Genomic DNA, 23,566 nt, shown 5'->3' on the forward strand with positions numbered 1-23,566 from the left:
AATCCCAACAAGATGTGATCTATACCTTACTTATTAATGAATTTTTGACCTCTATTTAGCCTCTAGCTCAGCAAATATCACTAGCTTCCCTCTTTTAGTAACCCCATTTACCTTTTACAGACTATCTTTTATCGCACCAATCTAGGGCGAAAGTGATCCGTTTCTTATTTTCAGTTGAGAATATTTCATTGATATCGAGCAACTGCACCCAAAGTTCACATTTTTACGCCCCAACTTAGTGCAATCACGGATCATTTTGGTGCATCGATAATGTGCAAAACTAACCGTCGATGCATTAAAGTATTGATAAATATAGACTTTGAAAAGTTGGCACACCTTTCGCATTAGGGAAAGCAGTCGAAAAATATTAATTGTTCGATGAGTAAAAAAGAGTGTAGATTGAATCCTAGGATTTTATGCTCACCAAAATCGAGCAATCACGTTTACCAACACTGGAGGTTTTCCAATCATGTCAGTAGAAAATGTACTATCGCTGATCCAAGAAAATGAAGTTAAGTTCGTTGACTTACGCTTTACCGATACTAAAGGTAAAGAGCAACATATCTCTCTTCCTTCACACCAAATCGATGCAGACTTCTTTGAAGAAGGTAAAATGTTCGATGGTTCTTCTGTAGCTGGTTGGAAGGGTATCAATGAATCTGACATGGTTATGATGCCAGACGCAGCAAGCGCGGTACTAGACCCGTTCACAGAAGATGCAACGCTAAACATTCGTTGTGACATTCTTGAGCCAGCAACAATGCAAGGCTACGATCGTGACCCTCGCTCTATCGCTAAGCGCTCTGAAGAGTACATGCGTTCTACTGGAATCGCAGATACAGTACTAATCGGTCCAGAACCAGAATTCTTCCTATTTGACGATGTTAAGTTCAACACTGACATGTCAGGTTCTTTCTACAAAATCGATGACGTTGAAGCATCTTGGAACTCAGGTTCTGATTTCGAAGAAGGCAACAAAGGCCACCGTCCAGGTGTTAAAGGCGGTTACTTCCCAGTAGCTCCTGTTGATTCATCTCAAGATATCCGTTCTGCTATGTGTCTAATCATGGAAGAAATGGGTCTAGTAGTTGAAGCACACCACCACGAAGTTGCTACAGCAGGTCAGAACGAGATCGCTACTCGCTTCAACACGCTAACTGCTAAAGCTGATGAAACTCAAATCTACAAGTATGTTGTTCATAACGTAGCTCACGCTTACGGTAAAACAGCAACTTTCATGCCTAAACCACTAGTTGGCGACAACGGTTCTGGTATGCACGTTCACCAATCTCTAGCAAAAGATGGCGTTAACCTATTTGCTGGTGACAAGTACGGCGGTCTTTCTGAAACTGCTCTTTACTACATCGGTGGTGTTATTAAGCACGCTCGCGCAATCAACGCATTCGCGAACGCGTCAACTAACTCATACAAGCGTCTAGTTCCAGGCTTCGAAGCTCCAGTTATGCTTGCATACTCTGCACGTAACCGTTCTGCTTCTATCCGTATCCCAGTGGTACCAAGCCCGAAAGCACGTCGTATCGAACTACGCTTTGGTGATCCAACAGCTAACCCATACCTAGCATACTCTGCAATGCTAATGGCTGGTCTTGACGGTATTAAGAACAAGATCCACCCAGGCGAAGCTATGGATAAGGATCTATACGACCTACCTGCAGAAGAAGCAGCTGAAATCCCAACAGTAGCATCTTCACTACAAGAAGCTCTTGCTTCTCTAGATGCAGACCGTGAGTTCCTAACTGCTGGCGGCGTATTCTCTGACGACTTCATCGATTCTTACATCGACCTGAAATCTCAAGATGTAGAAAAGATCAACATGACAACTCACCCACTTGAGTTTGACCTTTACTACTCTGTTTAATCTTTAGATTAAGCAAATTCTTAAAGGGTCTGCCATTGGCAGGCCCTTTTTTCTTCCCCATTTTCCGCACCTTCAATTAATTAGCACCAATTCAGAGCAATATCAAAAAGCGGCAAGCTTTTTGCATTATCTAAGGAAGAGCTAATTTCCTCGAACTGCGGCACTTATTGCACCAATATTGTGCAATAATAAACTTAGATATTCTCTGTGCACCAAAAAGGATTTTTCGTGAGTAAACCACTAGCTGAAACCGTCTTAGAACAACTTGTTACAGCAACCTTGCTGATTGATGACGCATTAACGGTTTGCTACTTAAACCCGGCAGCTGAACAGTTATTTGGGCAAAGCAAAAATCGTTGTGTAGATCAGCGTTTGCCTGAATTGGTGGAGCACTCATCCATCGACTTTTCGGTATTTGAGCAACCGTTAATTTCAGGGCAGAGCATTACTGACAGTGATGTCACCTTTGTTATAGACGGTAGACCTTTGCTATTGGAACTCACCATTAGTCCTATTTCATGGGATAAGAAGGTGATGCTGCTAGCTGAATTTCGACAGGTTGATCAACAAAGAAGACTCAACCAGGAACTCAATCAGCATGCTCAACAGCAAGCCGCGAAGCTACTGGTGAGAAGTCTGGCTCATGAGATTAAGAACCCGCTTGGTGGACTTCGCGGTGCAGCACAACTACTCGAAAAAATGCTGCCTTCGGAATCATTACGAGAATATACCCAGATTATTATCGAGCAAGCTGACAGATTACGGAATTTAGTGGATCGCTTACTTGGACCACAAAGACCGGGTACCAAACAGCCGGAGAACGTGCATCTTATTTTAGAAAAGGTGCGTCAGTTAGTCGGGCTAGAGTTAGGTCAAAATGTTCGCATTGAGCGTGATTATGATCCGAGCTTGCCGGATATTGCCATGGACAGTGAGCAGATCGAGCAAGCACTGCTGAACATAGTAAGCAATGCCGCTCAAATATTACAAAAGCAAGATGATGCTCTAATCACCCTAACCACTCGAACTGAGCATCAGGTGAATATCCACGGTAAACGAGTCAAGCTTGCAGCCCGAATAGAGGTGGTCGATAACGGTCCTGGTATTCCACCAGAGCTCGTGGATACCCTGTTTTACCCTATGGTTAGTGGCCGTGAGGGTGGCACAGGGCTTGGATTATCAATATCGCAAAATCTAATAGACCAGCATCAAGGCAAGATCGAAGTAGACAGTTGGCCCGGAAAAACAACGTTCACCGTTTATCTACCCATTTTAGATTATTAAAAAATAAAAGCGCTAGGAGGCAAAATAATGAGTAAAGGCTATGTGTGGGTCGTTGATGACGACAGTTCTATACGCTGGGTTCTAGAAAAGACCCTCTCTAACGCCAATATAAAGTGTGAAACCTTCGCAGATGCTGAAAGCGTGCTTTTAGCATTAGAGCGAGAGGTTCCAGACGTTATCATCTCAGACATTCGTATGCCTGGTATGGATGGCCTTGAGCTGCTGAAACAGATTCAAATAGCCGCACCTGAGTTGCCTGTTATTATTATGACGGCCCACTCAGATCTAGATGCAGCCGTTAAGGCATATCAAGAAGGTGCTTTCGAATACTTACCAAAACCTTTTGATATCGATGAAGCGCTTGCCCTTGCCGATCGTGCCATTACTCATAGCCAAGAACAAAAACAAAGCCACAACGCACTAAGCTCAAATAAAGCTGACACTCCTGAAATCATAGGTGAAGCACCTGCGATGCAGGAGGTGTTCCGCGCTATCGGTCGCCTCTCCCGTTCATCTATCTCTGTTTTGATTAATGGTGAGTCAGGCACAGGTAAAGAACTGGTAGCGCACGCCTTACATAAACACAGTCCTCGCAGCAAAAACCCTTTTATTGCCCTTAATATGGCTGCGATTCCAAAAGACCTTATCGAATCAGAGCTTTTCGGACATGAAAAAGGGGCATTTACCGGTGCAAACAGCGTTCGCCAAGGACGATTCGAACAGGCTAATGGCGGCACGCTATTTTTGGATGAAATTGGTGATATGCCACTGGATATCCAAACGCGATTACTGCGTGTTCTTGCCGATGGGCAGTTCTATCGTGTCGGTGGTCACTCTGCCATCAAGGTAGACGTAAGAATCATCGCCGCGACTCACCAAAACCTAGAATCTCTTGTTAAAGAGGGAGACTTCCGTGAAGACCTCTTCCATCGATTGAACGTTATTCGCGTGCACATCCCTTCTCTAAGAGAGCGTAAACAAGATATCGAAAAGCTCGCTCAGCACTTCCTAGATTTAGCCGCAGAAGAGTTGAGTGTTGAGGTGAAAACCTTATCCAAAGAAGCTGTAGATATCCTTACTCGACTTAGCTGGCCGGGCAATGTTAGGCAGCTCGAAAACACCTGTCGCTGGCTAACGGTAATGGCAAGTGGTAGCGAAATACTGCCGTCCGACCTTCCTCAGGAGCTTGTAGAAGAGCGTAGCCTATCCACCAGCACGGATAGCTCAGACTGGCAAGAGCTGCTAGAGAAGTGGGCAAGAACTGCACTCGCCTCTGGGGAAACCGAGCTTCTCTCGTATGCCCTTCCTGAATTTGAGCGCATTTTATTGAAAGTGGCACTCAACCATACCAATGGTCATAAGCAAGATGCCGCTAAAGTCCTAGGTTGGGGTAGAAATACTCTCACCAGAAAGTTGAAAGAACTGAGCGTGAGCTAAAACTAAAAATGGTCAGCGATAGCTGACCATTTTTAATTTAAATTAGATAACTCTAGAAAACTGCTGCTGGCGCGCTTTAGCTCGGAAGTATTTATCAAAGCACATACAGATATTTCGAATCAACAGGCGGCCACGAAGGTTTACCTTAATCTCAGTATCCGATACCTCAACCAGTTCATCATTGATAAAGGTTTGCAGTAGTTGCAAATCTTCGCTGAAATACTGATCAAAGCTCAAACCGAACTGCTGTTCGATATCACGCTTATTCAAGGTAAAGTTGCAGATAAGCTGTTTGATCACCTCACGGCGGGTTAGGTCATCTTTATCGAGAGCCACTCCTTTCCATAGCGCATGACGCTCAGACTCCATCTGCCCGTAGTAAAGCTTAAGCTCTTTCTGATTTTGCGCATACGTATCACCCACCATAGAGATAGCCGAGACGCCAAAGCCAATAAGGTCACAATCACCCTGGGTGGTGTAGCCTTGGAAGTTTCGGTGTAGCTCACCGTTTCGCTGTGCGACTGCCAGTTCATCTTCTGGAAGCGCAAAGTGGTCCATACCGATAAACTGATACCCTTCTGTAGTCAGTGTTTCTATGGTTTGTTGCAAAATAGCCATGCGCTCAGAGGCAATCGGCAAATCTTCATCTTTGATCTTACGCTGAGCTGCAAACAATTGAGGCATATGCGCATAATTGAAAACTGATAAACGCCCTGGACGCATGCTCAACACCTGACGCATGGTTTCGGCAAACGAGTCTGCCGTTTGCAGAGGTAGCCCGTAAATCAGATCTAGGTTGGTCGATCGGAAGCCTAGTGTTCTTGCACGCTCAACCATAGCAAAAATGAACGCTTCATCTTGCTCACGGTTTACTACACGCTGTACTTCTTTATTAAAGTCCTGAACACCAATACTCAGTCGGTTGAAGCCTTTTTCACGCAAGTGATCAAGCATATCCAACTCAATCTCGCGCGGGTCTACCTCAATGCTGATTTCTGCATCGGCATTGAATCCAAATTCTTCATAAATAACCGCCATCAAGCGGCTAATTTGCGCCTTGGTTAAGAAAGTTGGTGTACCTCCACCAAAGTGCAATTGATTCACTTTACGTTCTTTCAACAGCGCTGCACGCTGGCGAATTTCGAACTCCAATACATCTAGGTAATCATCCGCTTTATGTTGATGACGAGTGATGACCTTATTACAGCCACAGTAATAGCAAAGCTTGTGACAGAAAGGGATGTGGATGTAGAGAGATAACGGACGCTCAGGATATTGCATGTACGCAATGTCTAGCTCGGCAACGGTAAACGCCTCATGGAATTCCACAGCCGTTGGGTAAGAAGTGTAACGAGGCCCAGAGTAGTTGTATTTATCCAATACACTCTGATCCCAGATAATTTGTCGGCTAGACATACTAATATCCTAAGTACTGCTTATAAGGGGAGTTATTTTGCCACAGCCACTAAGGTGACTCTTTTTATAGCTAGCAAATATCAGACAGAATTGTTGATATTTGCTAGCAGGATCACGCCTATGGCGAGTGCTATCGCATTTGAATGGAGATTTGGTCGTTTAATGGAGCTACTTGCCCCTGAAGATCTTTCAGTTCTTCAATGATGGTGTCACTCAAACGACTCTCAGCTTTGTGACGAGCCAAGTTTTGTTTCATACGCTCTTGCTTCGCCAATTGCTGACGATCTTCGCCTCGAGCCATGTCATTAACTACTTCAAATAGCTCGCTCAACGCTGGGTAGCGCGTCTTTACATCAATGCGCTGTTCGCCCTGAACATAATCCAGAATATTACACAAACGAATACTCAATTCCGAAAGGTCGCATTGTCCCTGAATGCCGGCAAGGCATAAGGTATCGACACTCTCAAATATCTTGGCATTACGCTTTGCAATTGCCAGCGCCTGATGTTGTGAAATAAGCTGCTTCTGCTTTTTTAGTTTATTAAGCAAATACGCAGCGTAACCACCCAACCCAAGGATGATGATAACTCCAATCGAAGCCAGCACAGCCATATCCATTGATTCTTAGTCCTTGAAATCGCCTAAATCTAGATCTTCAAATGATGCAAGAAGCTCGTCTTCCGTTTTTGCTTTCTTGCGAACATTTTCATTGCTTGGTGCTACAAACTCTTCTACTTGCTCTTCTTCTGGATCAAGCAGACCAAGCTGCTTCATCAGCACCTCGATACGATCTAGCTTCTGGTCTACATAAGACTGAAGTCCAGCACCCAGAGATTCACCCGCTTCTATACGTTCCAACAAGATGTTCAATTGTGCATCATTCTCAAGTGCATCTAATTCTTGCTCTGCGGTGTATTTGCGCTGCTGCTTAGTTGGTTTAGCTGCTGCTTCAATAACCAGCGGAATCTTCTTTTTTGAACCTAGGCGAGGATCACGTTGACCGCGACCTGCTGTGTCTTTTGACTCATTGCCAACCGAGTGGCGCGCACCAGCTTTCTGACCTTTACGCTTCTTCAGCTTCTTGCGTAGACGTCCCTCAACATCCGACTCAGAGCGGTTGCGAGTTACAATTAGGTCTACATCACCTGTTGAACCTGGCTTTCTCGATTTCTTATGTCGACTCATTACTCGACTTCCTCAATAAAATTACGTCGTTTTCAATAAATTCTAGTTCTAGCTCGTCTCGCGTAGCTAAAAACTCAAATGTGCTTCTGCTAAAAAATACTACATGCGTGTGGTCATTCTTATAGTGCCATGTGGAAAAGGCCTCTACGTCACGAACCATCTTAGTCATCAAGCCTAACCAACCACCCGGCTTTAACATACTCATCCACTGCGCCCAAACCAAGTCAGGCTGATAGAGGTGTTCGATTACCTCTGTAGCAGTGATAAAGTCATAGCTCTTACTCAATGCCTTGGTATCTGGATAGTAGTAGAGATCATACAAGTCTACATCGTGCCCAGCTTCTTGCATCATCAAAGATAATGTAGGACCGGGGCCACAACCAAAGTCTAACCCTTGCTTATGGCAACCAATTCTTTCGGCAAGTGGGATCTGAACTCTCGACAAGAACTTACGATAACCCAAATCAGTTGGGTCATTTTCATGTAGATCATAGTGAGCCTTTTCTTGGCTTGAATCCAGCCTTTGATTGGGGTCAACAAACACCAGTTCGCAACGCTGACACTGATGGTACTGTCTGCGCTTATCTTCCCAATAAAACTTCGATTCACTATGATGACAAAGTGGACAATCTAACATTCAAGACGCCTATTTAGCTTAGGACGCGCAACTTATCAAAATATGGGGAAAGAGTGTAGAAAAAATCCGCAATTCCGCTGTTTTTTTTGTATGCATATACGGCAAATTTCCATATGAGCGACCTTTAATACCTATCACACTAAGTAAGTGATCAGATATAGCTGGTTATTTAGTACGATTGGTAAAAGCAAATTTCAGGCAATAAAAAAGCGATAGGTTGCCCTATCGCTCTCAAAATTCCATTTGTTTTTGACGCTTTCCATGCCAAAATCTTGTTTTTCATCATCCTGATGATTTTTGTTATCCCTAGCAAGCTTCCATTTGCGCGGCTAATCCTCAGCCTTCCTATTTGGGTTCTCGACCTGAGAAAAACAAACCATCCGTTGTTAACCCGACGTCACCAAAGGCGATACCATTCCCTAAACTCTTCCTGAGCAAGACTGAAAACAATCAATCATCGTGTCCTTTCGATAGCGACTACTCTACTCCTGATAAAAAAATGTGCAATTAATAAACAGGAGGAACCGATCACACTTTTGAAAAGCTACAAATCTTAGTTAAACTTTTCAATTAGTTACATTGGTGATGTGCAATATAGCGGATAACGAAAATGAGAAATGTCTCACAAAGAGGCGTGGTAAACAGCTAAGCTGTGACAAAAATGAAAAGCAGCACAATAAAATAAGGCCCAACATCGAATCGATGTTAGGCCTCAAAATCTATTCTTAGGTACTCGGTAAGACGATTAGTGAAGACCACCAACGTACTTAGCTAATACATCCATCTCTTCTTCTGTCAGCTTTCTCGCAACATCATGCATCATGCCGTTTAGGTCATTGTTACGCTCCATTGAAGCGAATTTCTGTAGTTGCTGTTTGATGTAATCAGCGTGTTGACCAGAGATCTTAGGGAAGCCTGATAGGCTCGTGCCGTTTCCTCGAGGACCATGACAAGCCACACAAGCCGCAATTCCGCGCTCAGCGTTACCCGCCAGATACAACTCTTTACCCTGCTCTACCACGTTCTCAGGTGTGGTATTTTCTGACATCGGTATAGACGCATAGTAAGCCGCTAGGTCAGCCATATCCTCGTCAGTCAAAGGCATAGCCATTGCACTCATCGCAGCGTCATATCTACCTTGCTTGCCACCACTCGTTGCACCCAACTTAAGGTCTTTAAGTTGCTTCTCAATATAGTTTTCATGTTGGCCTGCCAGTTTAGGATAAATAGCTACTGGACTATTGCCGTCAGCACCATGACAAGCTGCACAAGTTGCTGATTTTTCTTTACCTGCTTCAATGCTACCTGCCGCCCACACAGAGCAGCTAGCGAAAAGAGTTACGATGAGCGCTAATTTCTTCATGACATTCCATTATAATAATTGAGCTTCCAATACTAAGGTTTGCTCAGTTTTTATCTTCTAGATTGAATAAAAAGTACCTGAAAAGGTGAACAAGCCCTAGGTGCCGCCTTTTGTCGTGCTAGAATAGGCGAACTAATGCCGAACACGGTTATTTTACACAAATTCACAAAAAAGTAATCAGTCGACTACACAAAGTCGCGATGGAGTTAACAGTGAGCGTAAAAATTCATTACCAAAACACGCATTTTATAACCAGTGCCCCTGATATTCGTCACCTACCTGAAGATGAAGGTATCGAAATCGCATTCGCTGGTCGTTCTAATGCGGGAAAATCTAGTGCGCTCAACCGCCTAACCAACCAGCGTGCACTGGCAAAAACCAGTAAGACCCCAGGTCGTACTCAGTTAATCAACTTGTTCAAGGTGGATGAGAACTGCCACATTGTCGATCTTCCAGGATACGGCTTTGCTCAAGTACCTCTGGAACTGAAGAAGAAGTGGCAAAAAAGTCTTGGCGAATATTTGCAGAGACGTGAATGTCTAAAAGGGCTAGTAGTGCTAATGGATATTCGCCACCCAATGAAAGACCTCGACCAGCAGATGATCTTCTGGGCTGTAGATTCTGGCATTCCAGTTCAGGTTCTATTAACCAAAGCAGACAAACTAAAGAGTGGTGCGCGTAAAGCAGCTCTACTTAAGATTCGTAAAGACGCAGAAGGCTTCGGCGGTGATGTGAATGTTGAAGCATTCTCTTCTTTAAAAGGAATTGGTGTTGATCAGTTGCGTGCTCGCTTAGATACTTGGTTTGCTCCTGCCTTTGAGCAACCTGATGAAGATAGTGATGCTTTAGAGCAAGAGTAGCCCTGCTCTACAAGAATTGTTAACAAAACGCGGCCTGAGGTCGCGTTTTTTGTTTGTAAGTTACATATCAGATAGCAACAAACCCTTTCCACAGTATTTTCTGATAAAGCCTAAATAGTTTAACTCTATCAGCCAATTATGCTCTGAGTGTGTATTAGGCGTATTGAAAGTTTAGCTATGCTTTTTAACGCATATAGAAAGGATATTTCTAGTTGAATGGAGGTTTAAGCTATTGCTAAACAAGGGGAAAACTTTTCTTTGTGGCAATAAAAAACGCTTCAGTCAAAAAGTAACTGAAGCGTATGAATTTAAACAAATTCTAATAACGTGAAACAAAAGGTCTGAAAGATGGAACATCTTACCTCTGTACCCTACGCAGATAAATTTACCCGATCTGTGACCAAATGCAAACACTTTTTGTAGTTTTTTTTCACAAAAAGCCTTTAACTAAAGATCATCAGTAGAATTTAGCCTCTGTACAAAACTCACGCAAAAAAAAAGCTGACTTCGTGAGTCAGCTCTCGTAAATGTTCTATTTTGGTGCAAATAGTGTGTTAGTGCGCTTGATCCCAGTTATCACCATGACCAGCATCCGCCACCAAAGGCACATCCAATTCTGCTGCTGCTTCCATCAGATCCTGTATGTTTCTTTCAATTTCTTGAAGCGCATCCTCACGAACCTCAAAGACCAATTCATCGTGTACTTGCATCAACATACGAACCTTAGGCTCACCCTGTTGTTGCTCAATCCACTCATCAACAAGCAACATCGCCTTTTTGATAATATCGGCTGCTGTGCCCTGCATTGGTGCGTTGATTGCAGCGCGTTCTGCGGCCTTACGACGCATGCCATTTCGTGAGTTAATTTCAGGCAGATGTAAACGACGACCATACAAGGTTTCAACATAGCCCTGCTCAGTTGCCTGACTGCGAGTTTCTTCCATGTACTGCATCACACCAGGATAGCGTTCAAAATAGGTATCCATATAGTGCTGCGCTTCACCACGAGGGATTCCAAGCTGCTTGGCTAGGCCGAAGGCACTCATACCATAAATAAGTCCAAAGTTGACTGCCTTAGCGCGGCGACGCTGCTCACTAGACACATCATTAATATCCACACCAATAATTTCAGCCGCTGTTGCAGCATGGATATCTTTACCCGTTCTAAACGCCTCTAATAGAGCCTTATCCCCTGACAGATGCGCCATGATACGCAGCTCGATTTGAGAGTAATCCACGGCAAGGATCTTCCAGCCATGTGGTGCAACAAATGCCTGACGAATTCTGCGTCCCTCTTCATTTCTGATAGGGATATTCTGCAGGTTAGGATCGGTAGACGATAAACGCCCCGTAGCCGTAACGCCTTGATGGTAAGAAGTATGCACGCGCCCCGTTGTAGGGTTGATCATCTTAGGTAACTTATCTGTGTAAGTTGATTTCAGCTTTGCCAGGCCGCGATGCTCAAGGATCAGCTTAGGTAGCGGATAATCTAAAGCTAGCTCCTGAAGCACTTCCTCATTGGTGGATGGTGCGCCCGATGGCGTTTTCTTAACAACCGGTAGACCCATCTCTTCAAATAAAATGGCTTGTAATTGCTTCGGAGAGCTCAAGTTGAACTCTTTGCCCGCCAATTCATACGCTTTTGCTTGCAGCTCATCCAGTCTCTGAGCAATCTCTTGCGACTGCGTACCAAGCAGCATGTCATCAACTAATACGCCACGACGCTCAATACGCGACAGCACAGGTACTAACGGCATCTCGATGTCTTGGTATACCGAATTAAGCTTTTCGTCTGCCTCAAGAAGGGCATTCAGGTGATTATGCAAACGTAGGGTAACGTCCGCATCCTCAGCGGCATATGGCGATGCCTCTTCTAAGTCAATCTGGTTAAAGGTAAGCTGCTTTTTGCCTTTACCGGCAATTTGCTCGAATGAGATACACGGATGTTGTAAGAATCGTAGAGCCAAACTGTCCATATCATGCTTACCACCCACGCTGTTATACACGTAGGACGCTAGCATGGTATCAAAGGCAATACCCTGCATTTCAATATCGTAGCGAGCGAGTACTGATGCATCGTATTTAAGGTTCTGTCCCACCTTAGCTTGAGTCGAATCTTCTAGTATCGGTTTAAGCTGTTGTAAAACCCAATCACGATCCAACTGCTTTGGCGCATCTAGATAATCGTGCGCAACTGGAACATATGCAGCTTCACCCTCTGCCGTCGCAAATGACAAACCCACTAAATTGGCAACCATGTAATCTAGGCTGTCAGTTTCTGTATCAAAGGCAAACACCTCAGATTTCTTCAGCTTTTCTAGCCAAAGGTTAAAACTGTCTTCTTCCAGTATGGTTTCATACTGGCTACGATCGACGGTAATCGCTTTTGACGGCGCTTCAGCTATTGATGCGGCTTTACCCGCACCGCTACCCGAACGACTGCTAATAGCACGACCAGATTTCTCATCCGCTTCTACAACGCCGGTACCGCCTTCTAGCAATTCGTTTAGCCAAGACTTAAATGCCATCTGACCATAGAGAGAAATCAGCTGATCTTTATCCGGCGTTGCCTTCACAAGATCATCTAAAGTCACATCCAGTTCTACATCTAGCTTAATGGTAGCCAGTTGGTAAGACAGGTAAGCTGACTCTTTATGCTCTACGAGCTTTTTCGCCATGGTTTTAGAACCACGGAATCCTAGAGGAGCAATATCATCAAGCCTGTTATACAGGTCATCGAGTCCGCCAATGCCCTGCAGTAGAGCCGTTGCGGTTTTATCACCTACACCAGGAACACCTGGGATGTTATCTACCTTATCGCCCATCAGCGCAAGGTAGTCGATAATCAATTCTGGCGGAATCCCAAACTTCTCAATCACTCCCTCTCTATCAGAGATAACGTTAGTCATGGTGTTGATTAGAGTGACATTCTCATCCACTAGCTGAGCCATATCTTTATCACCAGTACTGATCAGAACTGGCATCCCTTTCTTAGAGGCTGCAGCAGACAAAGTACCGATAACATCGTCGGCCTCAACACCTGAGATAGAAATAAGAGGCAGGCCCATCGCCTTGATCATATTGTGCAATGGTTCAATTTGGCATCTAAGGTCATCGGGCATAGGTGGACGATTCGCCTTATACTCGGGATACATGTCATCTCTGAATGTCTTCCCTTTGGCATCAAAAATCACAGCAATGCGCTCACTAGAAAATTGGCGCATCATGCTTCTTAGCATGTTCATCACACCATAAACGGCATTGGTCGGGTGCTCACCGTTGCTCATGGTGCCAGGGTAAGCGTGAAATGCTCGATAAAGGTATGAGGAACCGTCAATTAAAATCAGCGGATTTTCAGGGATCGTTGCCATGTATAGGTGTCCAACTTAAGTAGAAGGGGATAACTTAGGTATAGGATGCCACGAGTCTCTCTGCTTATCTAGGTAACCGTTATTTACACCCACAAAAATAATCCCTTATGCCGACCTTGCCTGTGGATAAGTTTGTGTGCAAATAATTTACCTGATGAAAAAGCCTGTAGATAAAATCAAAAAATACAGATTAAAAACCTTTAAATACAATAACTTAATATAGATCAATCGATCTAGAATAAGATCTTGGCGTGATCGTTGTATGTGGAAAAAAATTTTGACTGATAAAGATAGAAGGCATTTGTTGCGCAACAAACACCTTTCATAGAGTCGACTAACTTTCAGTCAACATAGACTTGCGGAAGTGTAGTCTATTTTCTTGAGGGTTTGGATATGGCTCGCACTTTTCGATCCAATAACCATTTCTCAACAGTAGTCGAAGCATAGAAGAAAATTGATTTCTCGACTTAACCGTTAGCCAAGAATACCCCTCTTTAACTACCCAATGCTCTTGCTCAACCAGCAGACTCTGAGCGACACCTTTACCTCTTGCCTGCGAGTTAACACCGCCAAGCCAACTGTAGAAGGTATCACTGTCTTGCTCATAGCCAATCTTAAAGCCGAGTAAAGCACCATCTTCTTCAGCAACAAGAATAAGCTGCTTTTTATTCTCAAGACGCTTGGCCAGTGATTCCACATTCTCTGGTTTGGCAAATTCTTCAATACTGCTCATTACCTGTAAGGCTTCTTGCAAAGAGCCTTCGCGAACCACAATCGACATTTGTCACCCTTTATTGGATACGAATAAATACAAAAGCCCTCATGACGAGGGCCTTAACTTTCAGAAACTTATGTGTAGTTACTTGTCTTCAGCCAGCCACTCAGCCACATCTTTTGCAAAATAGGTAAGGATACCGTCTGCACCAGCGCGCTTGAAACATAGCAAGGACTCTAACACCGTCTCCCTCTCTTTTAGCCAGCCATTTTGAATCGCAGCCTTATGCATCGCATACTCTCCAGAGACTTGATAGGCAAATGTGGGAACTTGCAGTTCAGTCTTAACTCGGCGAACCACATCTAAATATGGCATACCAGGCTTAACCATTACCATGTCAGCACCCTCAGCAATGTCCAGCGCCACTTCATGCAGAGCTTCATCACTGTTGGCAGGATCCATTTGGTAGTTCTTTTTGTCTGCACCCTTTAGGTTGCTAGCAGAACCGACGGCGTCACGGAATGGCCCGTAGTAGTTGGAAGCATATTTAGCCGAGTAAGCCATTATCTGGGTGTGGATATAACCTGCTTTTTCCAGTGCTTCACGAATTTTACCAATACGACCATCCATCATATCTGATGGTGCAACAACATCTGCGCCTGCTTCTGCGTGAGACAATGCCTGTTTAATCAGTACCGCTGTTGTTTCATCGTTAAGTACATAGCCATCGTTATCAATGATGCCATCTTGACCATGAGTAGTGTATGGATCTAGAGCGACATCAGTAATGACACCAATCTGAGGTATATGCTCTTTTAGTAAACGTACAGCTCTTTGCACCAAGCCTTCAGGGTTATGAGCTTCTGCCGCACAAGTACTTTTTACATCCTGATTGACCACAGGAAACAGTGCGATAGCTGGCACGCCCAAGTTCGCCAGTCTTTCGGCTTCTTCTAGCATCAAATCAATAGATAAGCGCTCAACGCCCGGCATAGACTCAACCGCTTCACGACGATTCTTACCCATAAGAATGAACATTGGATAAATGAGATCATCTACAGAGATCTTGTTTTCTGCCATCAAGCGACGACTGAAATCATGCTTACGCATACGGCGCATACGGCGCAGTGGAAATGAACTTTGAATAAGTGCGGACACAACACGTTCCTTGTCTATCTAATACTGAGGTAAATCATACCACTTACCATGATATTTACGTGCTCTGCGTATAAAAAATGAGAAGCACTTTTATCACGAATCAACATCAAACCAATCCGGCTTGCTCTATTTGATAGGTTTTGCCTACTAAATCAATAGAAACAATTGAATTTATCAATTTAAAAATTGGAGGCAATATAACTCCATCAGCGCAACGGAGCGCTAACAAACAATCAATTAGAGAGAAGCCAATTATGATCAATACGGAAATTAAACCATTCACAGCCACAGCATTCAAAAATGGCGATTTTGTTGAAGTAACTGAACAAGACGTTAAAGGCAAGTGGGCAGTATTCTTCTTCTACCCAGCGGACTTCACTTTCGTATGTCCTACTGAACTTGGCGACCTAGCTGACCACTACGAAGAACTGCAAAGCCGTGGCGTAGAAGTTTACTCTGTATCAACTGATACTCACTTCACTCACAAAGCATGGCACGACAGCTCTGAGACAATCGGTAAGATTAACTACTACATGCTAGGCGACCAAACTGGCAACATCACAAACAACTTTGGTGTAATGCGTGAAGGTCAAGGTCTTGCAGACCGTGCTACTTTCCTAGTTGACCCAGAAGGCGTTATCCAAGCAATGGAAATCACTGCTGAAGGTATCGGCCGCGATGCAGAAGACCTGCTACGCAAAGTAAAAGCTGCACAATATGTTGCTGCTAACCCAGGTGAAGTTTGCCCAGCTAAATGGAAAGAAGGTGAAGAAACTCTAGCACCATCTCTAGACCTAGTAGGCAAAATCTAAAGAAGTCCATGGGTACACCTTGCCCTTGCTCCTAAGGGGCTTGGTGTACCACCCTAATCTAAAACCACCTCCAAATGAGGTGGTTTTTTTATGCCTTGTTAATAGCTTTTGCCTACCAATTTAATAGAAACATTCGATTTTACCTATCGTTAGAATAACGGCAATATAACCTCAACAGCGCAAGAAAGCGCATCACAAAGAATCTGAGAATAATAAATAATAGGGCCGACCATGCTAGATCAAGCAATGAAGCAACAACTAAAAGCATACCTTGAAAACCTAAAAACAAATGTTCAGCTGGTGCTAAGTTTAGATAGCAGTGAAACCGCTAATAAACTGCAAGCGCTAGCCAATGATATTGCATCGTTGACCAACAAGATTGACGTGGTTCGCGATGACAACGCGAGTAGCCGCAAACCCATCATGCAAGTTGTGAATCCTGAGAAACAAACCGCTATTGGATTTGCTGGACTACCTATGGGACATGAGTTTACATCCCTTGTTCTAGCTCTTTTGCACAGTGGTGGTCACCCTATTAAGCTTGAAGCTGAAACTATCCAGCAAATAAAAGAGCTAAGCCATCCACTTGAGGTTGAGATCTTTATTTCTCTGTCATGCCAGAACTGCCCAGAAGTGGTTCAAGCATTCAACATGATGTCAGCTATCAATCCACTAATTAAAACCACTATGATTGACGGTGCGGCTTTCCAGGATGAAGTAAAATCTCGCGATATCATGGCGGTACCGAGTGTCTTTGTGAACGGTGAACTGTTTGGCCAAGGTCGTATGTCTTTAGCTGAAATCCTAAATAAAGTCGACTCTGGCGCTGCAGAAAAGAAAGCGGCAAACCTTAGCCAGCAAGCGCCATTTGACGTACTGGTTGTAGGTGGTGGTCCTGCGGGTTCTTCTGCGGCTATCTATGCTGCACGCAAAGGCATTCGCACTGGCGTGGTTGCTGATCGCTTTGGCGGACAAGTCATGGATACCATGGCAATTGAAAACTTCATTTCAGTAAAAGCAACCACAGGTCCAAAACTGGTTGCGAGCCTTGAAGAACACGTAAAAGAATATGGCGTTGAAGTTATGACGGAACAACGCGCTGCAAACATCATAGATGCTGAAAATACCGATGATGGCTACATCCACGTTGAACTAGAAAGTGGTGCGGTATTGCGTTCTCGAACTGTGATCACCAGTACAGGTGCGCGCTGGCGTGAGATGAATGTTCCTGGTGAACAAGAATATCGTAACAAGGGTGTCGCATACTGCCCACACTGTGATGGCCCATTATTTAAAGGCAAGAAAACTGCTGTGATTGGAGGGGGGAACTCAGGTATTGAAGCGGCAATCGACCTATCGGGTATTGTTGAACACGTTACGGTTATCGAGTTTGCAGATACATTGCGTGCGGACCAAGTCTTAATCGACAAAGCTAACGCTACGCCAAACATTGAAATCATCAAAATGGCTCAAACAACTCAAGTACTGGGTGACGGTAACCGTGTTACAGGTCTGGAATACAAAGATCGTAATACCGGTGAGTTAAAACAAATTGAACTGGCAGGTATCTTTGTTCAAATAGGTCTAATGCCGAACAGTGAGTGGTTAAAAGAGACTCAAGTAGAACTCTCTCCTCGCGGCGAAATCGTTGTCGATGCACATGGTGCAACGACTATGAAAGGGGTATTTGCTGCAGGTGACGTTACTACAGTGCCATATAAGCAAATCATTATTGCTATGGGTGAAGGAGCAAAAGCGAGCTTAGGTGCTTTTGATCATCTAATTCGCAATCCAGCTCCTACTATGGCAACCGAGAAAGCGTAATTTATCTACCACGCTCCTCTGAGCTAGTTTGTCGATAATCAAAACCCCACTTTGCCTATGCTAAGTGGGGTTTTTCATTCCATCAGCACGTTATTCGGTTTTATCTATCAAATTAATAAAGACGATTGATTTTAAATCAATGTAAGCCCTCGTTAAGATCCGTCTAGATAAACATAAATGAGTAAAAACAATGAATAAAACAGCTTTAGTGGTAGAAGGCGGCGCTATGCGAGGCATATTCGCAGCCGGTGTACTAGATGCATTTCTAGAGCTTGCACATCAACCATTTGATTTTGCAATTGGTGTATCAGCAGGCGCTTCAAATCTATTAGGTTACTTGGCAAATCAGCCTAAGCGTAGCTATGAGATTATTACCACACTCGCTACATCAAAGCAGTTTTATAACCTTAGTCGCTTTGCCAAAGGCGGAGACTTAACGGATGTTAAATGGTTAAGTGAAACCTCTCTAGAGCAATACCCGCTCGATCACCAACAGCTGTTTAATAACATTCCCTTGTATGCTGCTACCACAGATATTGATTCAGGAAAGGCTAATTACTTCCGTATAACCCAACAAAATATGCTGAATGTTATCGAAGCCACTACTGCTCTACCAGTCGCCTATAAGCAAACGCCCTGTTTTTCTGGTGGCTGCTTTACGGATGGTGCGGTAGCCGATTCCATTCCTGTTAAAGAGGCGTATCGCCGAGGTGCCAAAGACATTACGGTTATCCTTTCACACCCTCTAAGCTACTCCATGCCAGAATCAAAGAGTCATTGGTTAATGAAACGATTACTCGCCGATAACCCAATGGTGGCAAGCACTTTGCAGACTCGAGCCAAGCGCTACAATGAAGCGCTAGAATTTATTCGATTCCCACCTAAAGATGCTGTTATTCGCGTTATTGCCCCACCAGAGAATTTCCCTGTGAAGCGCCTGACTCGTAAACCAAAATTACTCGATACGGGTTATCAAATGGGATTAGATTCCGGTGAGCAACATGTCATGAATCTTCGAGGGCTCACTGAACTCTCATCCAATGACTGCTCCGCGTGTTACACCTACTAGCAGGTGGTATATACTGGGGCTACTGACATTTAAGCTGAATTCTAATTATGATCGATACCCATGCCCATATATACGCAAGCGAATTTGACCAAGACCGCGAAGCGGTTGTTGAGCGAGCATTAGCACAAGGCATTCAGCAAATATTGCTGCCAAACATTGACCTTGATTCTATAGAGCCAATGCTCGCCACCGAAGCGCAATTTCCTACCATCTGCCGTTCTATGATGGGCTTGCATCCATGTTATGTAGACCAAGACGTCAAGCAAACCTTGCAAACCATTCACTCTTGGTATGACAAACATGAATTTATCGCTGTCGGTGAAATTGGGATCGACTTGTACTGGGACAAAACGTATCGAGCAGAGCAAGAGTACGCCTTTATCACTCAGCTCAACTGGGCAAAAGAGATGAATCTTCCGGTAGTGATTCATACTCGAGATTCCATCGAAGAAACTCTAGCCCTACTTAGCAAGGAGCAAGATGGCTCACTGCGTGGTGTCTTCCACTGCTTTGGCGGAAGTATCAACGAGGCCAAAGCCATCAATGATCTTGGTTTTCATCTAGGGTTAGGTGGTGTCTCTACCTTCAAGAATGGGGGTATGGATAAGGTGATCCCTCACTTGGATATGCAATATGTCATCCTAGAAACAGACTGCCCTTACCTTGCGCCAGTGCCACATCGCGGCAAGAGAAATGAACCCGCCTATACACAATTGGTCGCTCAGCGCGTAGCTGACCTTAGAGAGTTAAGTCTGCAAGAGGTCGATAGCCTCACTACTAGCAATGCCATTAAACTGTTCAATCTATAAGTTGCTCAAATCTATAAAAAATCCCCAATAAGGGGATTTTTTATAGATGACTAACCGTGATTAAGACTCTTGCTCTTCTTCCTCGTCTGGGCGGGTATAAAAGCGAGCAAAAAACAAACCCACCTCAAACAGAAGAAGCATAGGTATCGCGAGTAATGTCTGAGAAATAATGTCTGGAGGCGTCAGCATCATGCCGATCACAAAAGCACCGACAACCACGAACGGTCTCTTCGCCTTCAGCGTTCCAACATCCGTAGCCCCTGTCCAACACAGCAAGATAATGGCAACCGGTACCTCAAAAGCAATGCCGAAAGCCAAGAATAGTGCCAGTACGAAATCAAGATAGCTTGAAATATCGGTGGCAAATTCTACTCCGCCAAGGGAAATAGCAGTGAAGAAGCCAAACACTAGTGGAAATACCACGAAATACGCGAACGCCACACCACAGTAAAACAGCAGTGAACTGGAGAACAGCAGTGGCATCACTAAGCGCTTTTCATGCTTATACAAGCCTGGAGCGACAAACGCCCACACCTGATAAAGAATAAACGGCACTGCAATGAAGACCGACGAAATTAGTGTTAATTTCAGTGGGGTAAAAAACGGTGATGCGACATCTGTTGCAATCATCGTTGCCCCTTCAGGCAATCGGTCAATTAAAGGAGCAGATACAAACTCATAGATATGGCCGGAGAAATAAATCAGGCACAGAAATACGACCATGACAGCGCCGATAGCACGCAATAATCGGGTACGTAACTCAATCAGATGACTCATCAATGGCTGGTTAGAATCAACCGAAGACATAGAAACCTCTATAAATAACAAAAGGGGCGAATGTGCCCCTATTGATTAATCTTGTGACTTAGGAGAAGGCGACTCAGCAGAGTTTTCTGAGGACTTATAGGGTTGCTGAACGCTTTTGGCTGCTTCTTTTAACTCTTCGACAGACTGGCGCAATTCAGGAGACATATCCTGCATTCCCATCTTTTCTGCCTTCTTCAAGTTTTCCTGAAGTTCATGGATTTTAAGTTCATGATCAAGCTCATCTTTGACATTACTTGCCATAGATTTAGCGGAGTTAACAAAGCGAGCAACACTACGAATAGCCACAGGAAGACGCTCGGGCCCCAATACCACCAATCCTAATACGGAGATCAGTATCAGTTCCCAAAAACCTATATCGAACACGGTTTAAACCTGCTCTTTATCTTTTTGCTTTTCAGTGTTCTGCTCAGTACTCTGCTCTGCTGATTGCTTCTCAGAGATATTCTTCTGTTCGAAATCCGCATCCTTTGAATCTTTTGAGTCTTTCGCTGCACCGTCTTCATCAGACATCGCTTTCTTAAAACCCTTAACCGCAGAACCCAAATCGCCACCAATACCGCGCAGCTTTTTGGTACCAAATAACAGAACCACGATCACAGCAATGATCAGAAGTTGCCAAATACTAATTCCACCCATGTGTTATTACCTTTGTTTCCATTCTATAAATAATTACTTGCGGTAAGTACGCCAGCTTAACAGCCAAGCCAACACTCCGACCCCGCCAACCACTGAAGAAATCAATGGGTTATCACTAACATAAAGTATTGATGAGCATACGATAAATGTAGCGCCTATTCCAAACATAAATTGGCCTGTGGCGTGTTGTCTCTTAGTTTGTCGATATCCCTCATATAAATGCTCGACTTTTCTAGACAATTGCTTGCCATGCCTAAGGTTGTCGTACAGCAGTTCCGGCAATTCAGGGAGCTTCTCTGCCCAAAATGGGGCTCTATCTTTAAGAGAATTAATTACCGCCTGTGGACCTACTTGCTCACCCATCCACTTTTCAAGAAATGGCTTGGCTGTCGCCCATAAATCTAATTGAGGGTACAACTGGCGACCTAACCCTTCTACGTAAAGAAGCGTTTTCTGTAACAACACCAACTGTGGTTGAACTTCCATATTGAAGCGTCGCGCAGTGTTGAACAGGTTCAGTAACACGTGTCCAAACGAGATTTCGCACAGAGGTTTAGCAAAAATAGGTTCACACACCATACGGATTGCAAACTCAAACTCTTGTACATTGGTGTCTGCAGGAACCCAACCTGAGTCCACGTGTAGCTGTGCAACCTTACCGTAATCACGATTGAAGAAGGCTAGGAAGTTCTCTGCTAGATAGCGCTTATCATCAGCGTTGAGTGTGCCCACAATGCCACAATCTAGACCGATCCATTGTGGGTTTTCAGGGTGTGAATACTGGACAAACACATTGCCTGGATGCATGTCGGCATGGAAGAAGCTGTCTCGAAATACCTGGGTGAAGAATACTGTCACTCCGCGCTCAGCAAGTAACTTCATGTTGGTGCCATTGGCTTCAAGTCCTTCAATATCAGACACTTGAATACCATAGATACGCTCTGAAACCATCAGATTCTTGCTACTTAGATCACCCACAACCTCTGGCACATAAAGCTCTTCACTGCCTTCGAAATTACGACGAAGTTGCATGGCATTAGCCGCTTCACGGCGCAGATCAAGCTCATCAAGCAACGTTTTTTCATATTCAGCCACCACCTCTATAGGTCGTAGCCTGCGTGCCTCTGGTGCCACTTTAGCCAACAGTTTAGCCATTCGAAACATAAGCTTAACGTCATCAGCAATGATTGGACGAATGTCTGGACGAATGATCTTGAGTACGACTTCTCGGCCAGATTCTTTCAATTTGGCCGTATGTACTTGCGCAATTGATGCTGATGCAAGGCAGTCAATATCAAAATCATCGAACCAATTTTCAATTGGGCCACCCAAGGCAAGCTCGATGTGTTTCTTTGCTAGATGACCATCAAACGGCTCAACTCGGTCCTGCAATAAAGCGAGTTGATCGGCGATATGTGGAGGAAATAGGTCTCGGCGCGTGGACATCATCTGCCCAAACTTAATCCATACCGGCCCCAACTCCTGCAACGCAAGACGCATTCGGTGACCTAGTTCTTTATCTGGGTGCTTATTCTTAATCCAGAATAGAGCCTTTCGCGCTAGTCGTGGAAATTTCGCCAGTTCATGCTCAGGAATAAGCTCATCTAAGCCATATTCCAGCTGAACTCGAGTAATAAGATAAAGGCGCTTTAACTCAGAAGGGGTCATTCTGTCTCCATCAAACGCGATAAACGTTGCTCTAGAGAATGTAACTGAGCCTTGGCGTCATCGACCTGATCGCAGAAATTTGCGACAGCCAAAGGCGATGGTGCTAACTGCCACTCTTCTGTAATAGCATGCTTGAGGTGCGTAGTGTGCTTACGGGCATTGCGCTGAAAAAACGATAAACCGTTCTTAGCCCCGGTGACTAAGGTGTGAGCAGCCACATCCCCTACCACTTTGGAGAGAATTTCAGCCACATCAGGCTTACTCAATTGCATCAGAGTCGCGAATTGCTGCCCTACCTGCATATCTCCCGCTACCGACAGCTTATCCTTCTTGAATAAATCATTGATATTGGCTTGCTGCTGTAAATCTCGTAGAGCCGTTAGGCTCAAGGTCAGCTCGCAATCCGGCGTCCCCTCAAACTCAGCCAACACATCAACCTGCTGACTGCACACAAAAATCAGACTTTTATTCAACTCTTTGATATTCAGTCGAATGATCGAGCCCTTAAGGCGAGCCAACTGCTTTTGGCTTTCCGGTTGCTCTTTTATCAGTGCGTTGAATGAGGTTTCAACGGCCGCTGTCACTAAGGCATCAATTGGCATCTTGGCATCCCA

Annotated in this window: 21 protein-coding genes; 8 read left to right on the forward strand and 13 right to left on the reverse strand. The window is 44.4% G+C overall.

What is annotated here, in order from left to right:
- The first annotated feature begins 469 nt into the window (after window positions 1-469).
- The 3 genes from glnA (at window position 470) to glnG (ending at window position 4,600) form a co-directional block, all read left to right on the forward strand.
- The gene (gene glnA, locus OCU46_RS13250) at window positions 470-1,879 is read left to right on the forward strand and encodes a glutamate--ammonia ligase (protein ID WP_141271726.1); all 1,410 of its coding nucleotides are present in this window, start codon (window positions 470-472) and stop codon (window positions 1,877-1,879) included.
- 228 nt (window positions 1,880-2,107) lie between these two features.
- Entirely contained in the window at window positions 2,108-3,163 is a 1,056-nt protein-coding gene (glnL, locus tag OCU46_RS13255; RefSeq protein WP_141271725.1) for a nitrogen regulation protein NR(II), read from the forward strand.
- 27 nt (window positions 3,164-3,190) lie between these two features.
- Window positions 3,191-4,600 carry a nitrogen regulation protein NR(I) gene (glnG, locus tag OCU46_RS13260; RefSeq protein WP_141271724.1) on the forward strand — a complete coding sequence of 470 codons (1,410 nt, stop codon included), beginning with the start codon at window positions 3,191-3,193 and terminating at the stop codon, window positions 4,598-4,600.
- Between the two features lie 42 nt (window positions 4,601-4,642).
- Here the strand turns inward: glnG and hemN are convergent, their stop codons facing one another.
- The 5 genes from hemN to OCU46_RS13285 form a co-directional block, all read right to left on the reverse strand.
- A complete protein-coding gene (hemN, locus tag OCU46_RS13265) occupies window positions 4,643-6,016 on the reverse strand; it encodes an oxygen-independent coproporphyrinogen III oxidase (RefSeq protein WP_141271723.1) in 1,374 nt (457 codons plus the stop codon).
- A gap of 130 nt (window positions 6,017-6,146) precedes the next feature.
- Complete coding sequence (locus OCU46_RS13270) at window positions 6,147-6,635, reverse strand: DUF2489 domain-containing protein (protein ID WP_141271722.1); 489 nt, start codon at window positions 6,633-6,635, stop codon at window positions 6,147-6,149.
- Window positions 6,636-6,641: 6 nt separating this feature from the next.
- Window positions 6,642-7,202 (reverse strand): Der GTPase-activating protein YihI, encoded by a 561-nt coding sequence (yihI, locus tag OCU46_RS13275; RefSeq protein ID WP_141271721.1) that lies wholly within the window; start codon window positions 7,200-7,202, stop codon window positions 6,642-6,644.
- The gene (locus OCU46_RS13280) at window positions 7,189-7,839 is read right to left on the reverse strand and encodes a methyltransferase domain-containing protein (RefSeq protein ID WP_141271720.1); all 651 of its coding nucleotides are present in this window, start codon (window positions 7,837-7,839) and stop codon (window positions 7,189-7,191) included. The genes yihI and OCU46_RS13280 overlap by 14 nt, the downstream gene beginning before the upstream one ends.
- 745 nt (window positions 7,840-8,584) lie before the next feature.
- Complete coding sequence (locus OCU46_RS13285; RefSeq protein ID WP_141271719.1) at window positions 8,585-9,202, reverse strand: c-type cytochrome; 618 nt, start codon at window positions 9,200-9,202, stop codon at window positions 8,585-8,587.
- A 200-nt stretch (window positions 9,203-9,402) separates the two neighbouring features.
- On the opposite strand from OCU46_RS13285, the gene yihA reads away from it, so the two are divergent.
- A complete protein-coding gene (yihA, locus tag OCU46_RS13290; protein WP_208733549.1) occupies window positions 9,403-10,062 on the forward strand; it encodes a ribosome biogenesis GTP-binding protein YihA/YsxC in 660 nt (219 codons plus the stop codon).
- A gap of 554 nt (window positions 10,063-10,616) precedes the next feature.
- On the opposite strand, the gene polA is transcribed toward yihA, so the two are convergent.
- The 3 genes from polA to hemB all read right to left on the reverse strand — a co-directional run bounded on the left by polA (window position 10,617) and on the right by hemB (window position 15,306).
- On the reverse strand, window positions 10,617-13,433 hold the full coding sequence (polA, locus tag OCU46_RS13295) for a DNA polymerase I (RefSeq protein WP_141271717.1): 2,817 nt from the start codon (window positions 13,431-13,433) through the stop codon (window positions 10,617-10,619).
- A 334-nt stretch (window positions 13,434-13,767) separates the two neighbouring features.
- Window positions 13,768-14,214, reverse strand: a complete 447-nt coding sequence (locus OCU46_RS13300) for a GNAT family N-acetyltransferase (protein ID WP_141271716.1) — start codon at window positions 14,212-14,214, stop codon at window positions 13,768-13,770.
- A gap of 78 nt (window positions 14,215-14,292) precedes the next feature.
- Window positions 14,293-15,306 (reverse strand): porphobilinogen synthase, encoded by a 1,014-nt coding sequence (gene hemB / locus OCU46_RS13305; RefSeq protein WP_141271715.1) that lies wholly within the window; start codon window positions 15,304-15,306, stop codon window positions 14,293-14,295.
- Window positions 15,307-15,560: 254 nt separating this feature from the next.
- On the opposite strand from hemB, the gene ahpC reads away from it, so the two are divergent.
- From ahpC to OCU46_RS13325, 4 genes are all read left to right on the forward strand, one after another.
- On the forward strand, window positions 15,561-16,118 hold the full coding sequence (ahpC, locus tag OCU46_RS13310) for an alkyl hydroperoxide reductase subunit C (protein ID WP_141271714.1): 558 nt from the start codon (window positions 15,561-15,563) through the stop codon (window positions 16,116-16,118).
- Window positions 16,119-16,349: 231 nt separating this feature from the next.
- A complete protein-coding gene (gene ahpF, locus OCU46_RS13315; protein WP_141271713.1) occupies window positions 16,350-17,942 on the forward strand; it encodes an alkyl hydroperoxide reductase subunit F in 1,593 nt (530 codons plus the stop codon).
- Window positions 17,943-18,132: 190 nt separating this feature from the next.
- Window positions 18,133-19,011, forward strand: coding sequence for a patatin-like phospholipase family protein (locus tag OCU46_RS13320; RefSeq protein ID WP_141271712.1), 879 nt, complete (start codon window positions 18,133-18,135; stop codon window positions 19,009-19,011).
- Window positions 19,012-19,058: 47 nt separating this feature from the next.
- Complete coding sequence (locus OCU46_RS13325) at window positions 19,059-19,820, forward strand: TatD family hydrolase (protein ID WP_141271711.1); 762 nt, start codon at window positions 19,059-19,061, stop codon at window positions 19,818-19,820.
- 60 nt (window positions 19,821-19,880) lie between these two features.
- On the opposite strand, the gene tatC is transcribed toward OCU46_RS13325, so the two are convergent.
- Genes tatC through OCU46_RS13350 form a run of 5 tightly spaced genes read right to left on the reverse strand, consistent with a single transcriptional unit; the run spans window position 19,881 to window position 23,554 of the window.
- A complete protein-coding gene (gene tatC / locus OCU46_RS13330) occupies window positions 19,881-20,627 on the reverse strand; it encodes a twin-arginine translocase subunit TatC (RefSeq protein WP_141271710.1) in 747 nt (248 codons plus the stop codon).
- A 45-nt stretch (window positions 20,628-20,672) separates the two neighbouring features.
- Window positions 20,673-21,011 (reverse strand): Sec-independent protein translocase protein TatB, encoded by a 339-nt coding sequence (tatB, locus tag OCU46_RS13335; protein ID WP_065599601.1) that lies wholly within the window; start codon window positions 21,009-21,011, stop codon window positions 20,673-20,675.
- A gap of 3 nt (window positions 21,012-21,014) precedes the next feature.
- Complete coding sequence (tatA, locus tag OCU46_RS13340; RefSeq protein ID WP_141271709.1) at window positions 21,015-21,284, reverse strand: Sec-independent protein translocase subunit TatA; 270 nt, start codon at window positions 21,282-21,284, stop codon at window positions 21,015-21,017.
- Between the two features lie 33 nt (window positions 21,285-21,317).
- On the reverse strand, window positions 21,318-22,952 hold the full coding sequence (ubiB, locus tag OCU46_RS13345) for a ubiquinone biosynthesis regulatory protein kinase UbiB (protein ID WP_141271708.1): 1,635 nt from the start codon (window positions 22,950-22,952) through the stop codon (window positions 21,318-21,320).
- Window positions 22,949-23,554, reverse strand: a complete 606-nt coding sequence (locus OCU46_RS13350; protein WP_141271707.1) for a ubiquinone biosynthesis accessory factor UbiJ — start codon at window positions 23,552-23,554, stop codon at window positions 22,949-22,951. Before OCU46_RS13350 ends, ubiB begins: the two co-directional genes overlap by 4 nt.
- Between the last annotated feature and the right edge of the window lie 12 nt (window positions 23,555-23,566).

The organism is Vibrio comitans (assembly GCA_024346835.1).
Taxonomy (GTDB): Bacteria; Pseudomonadota; Gammaproteobacteria; order Enterobacterales; family Vibrionaceae; genus Vibrio; species Vibrio comitans.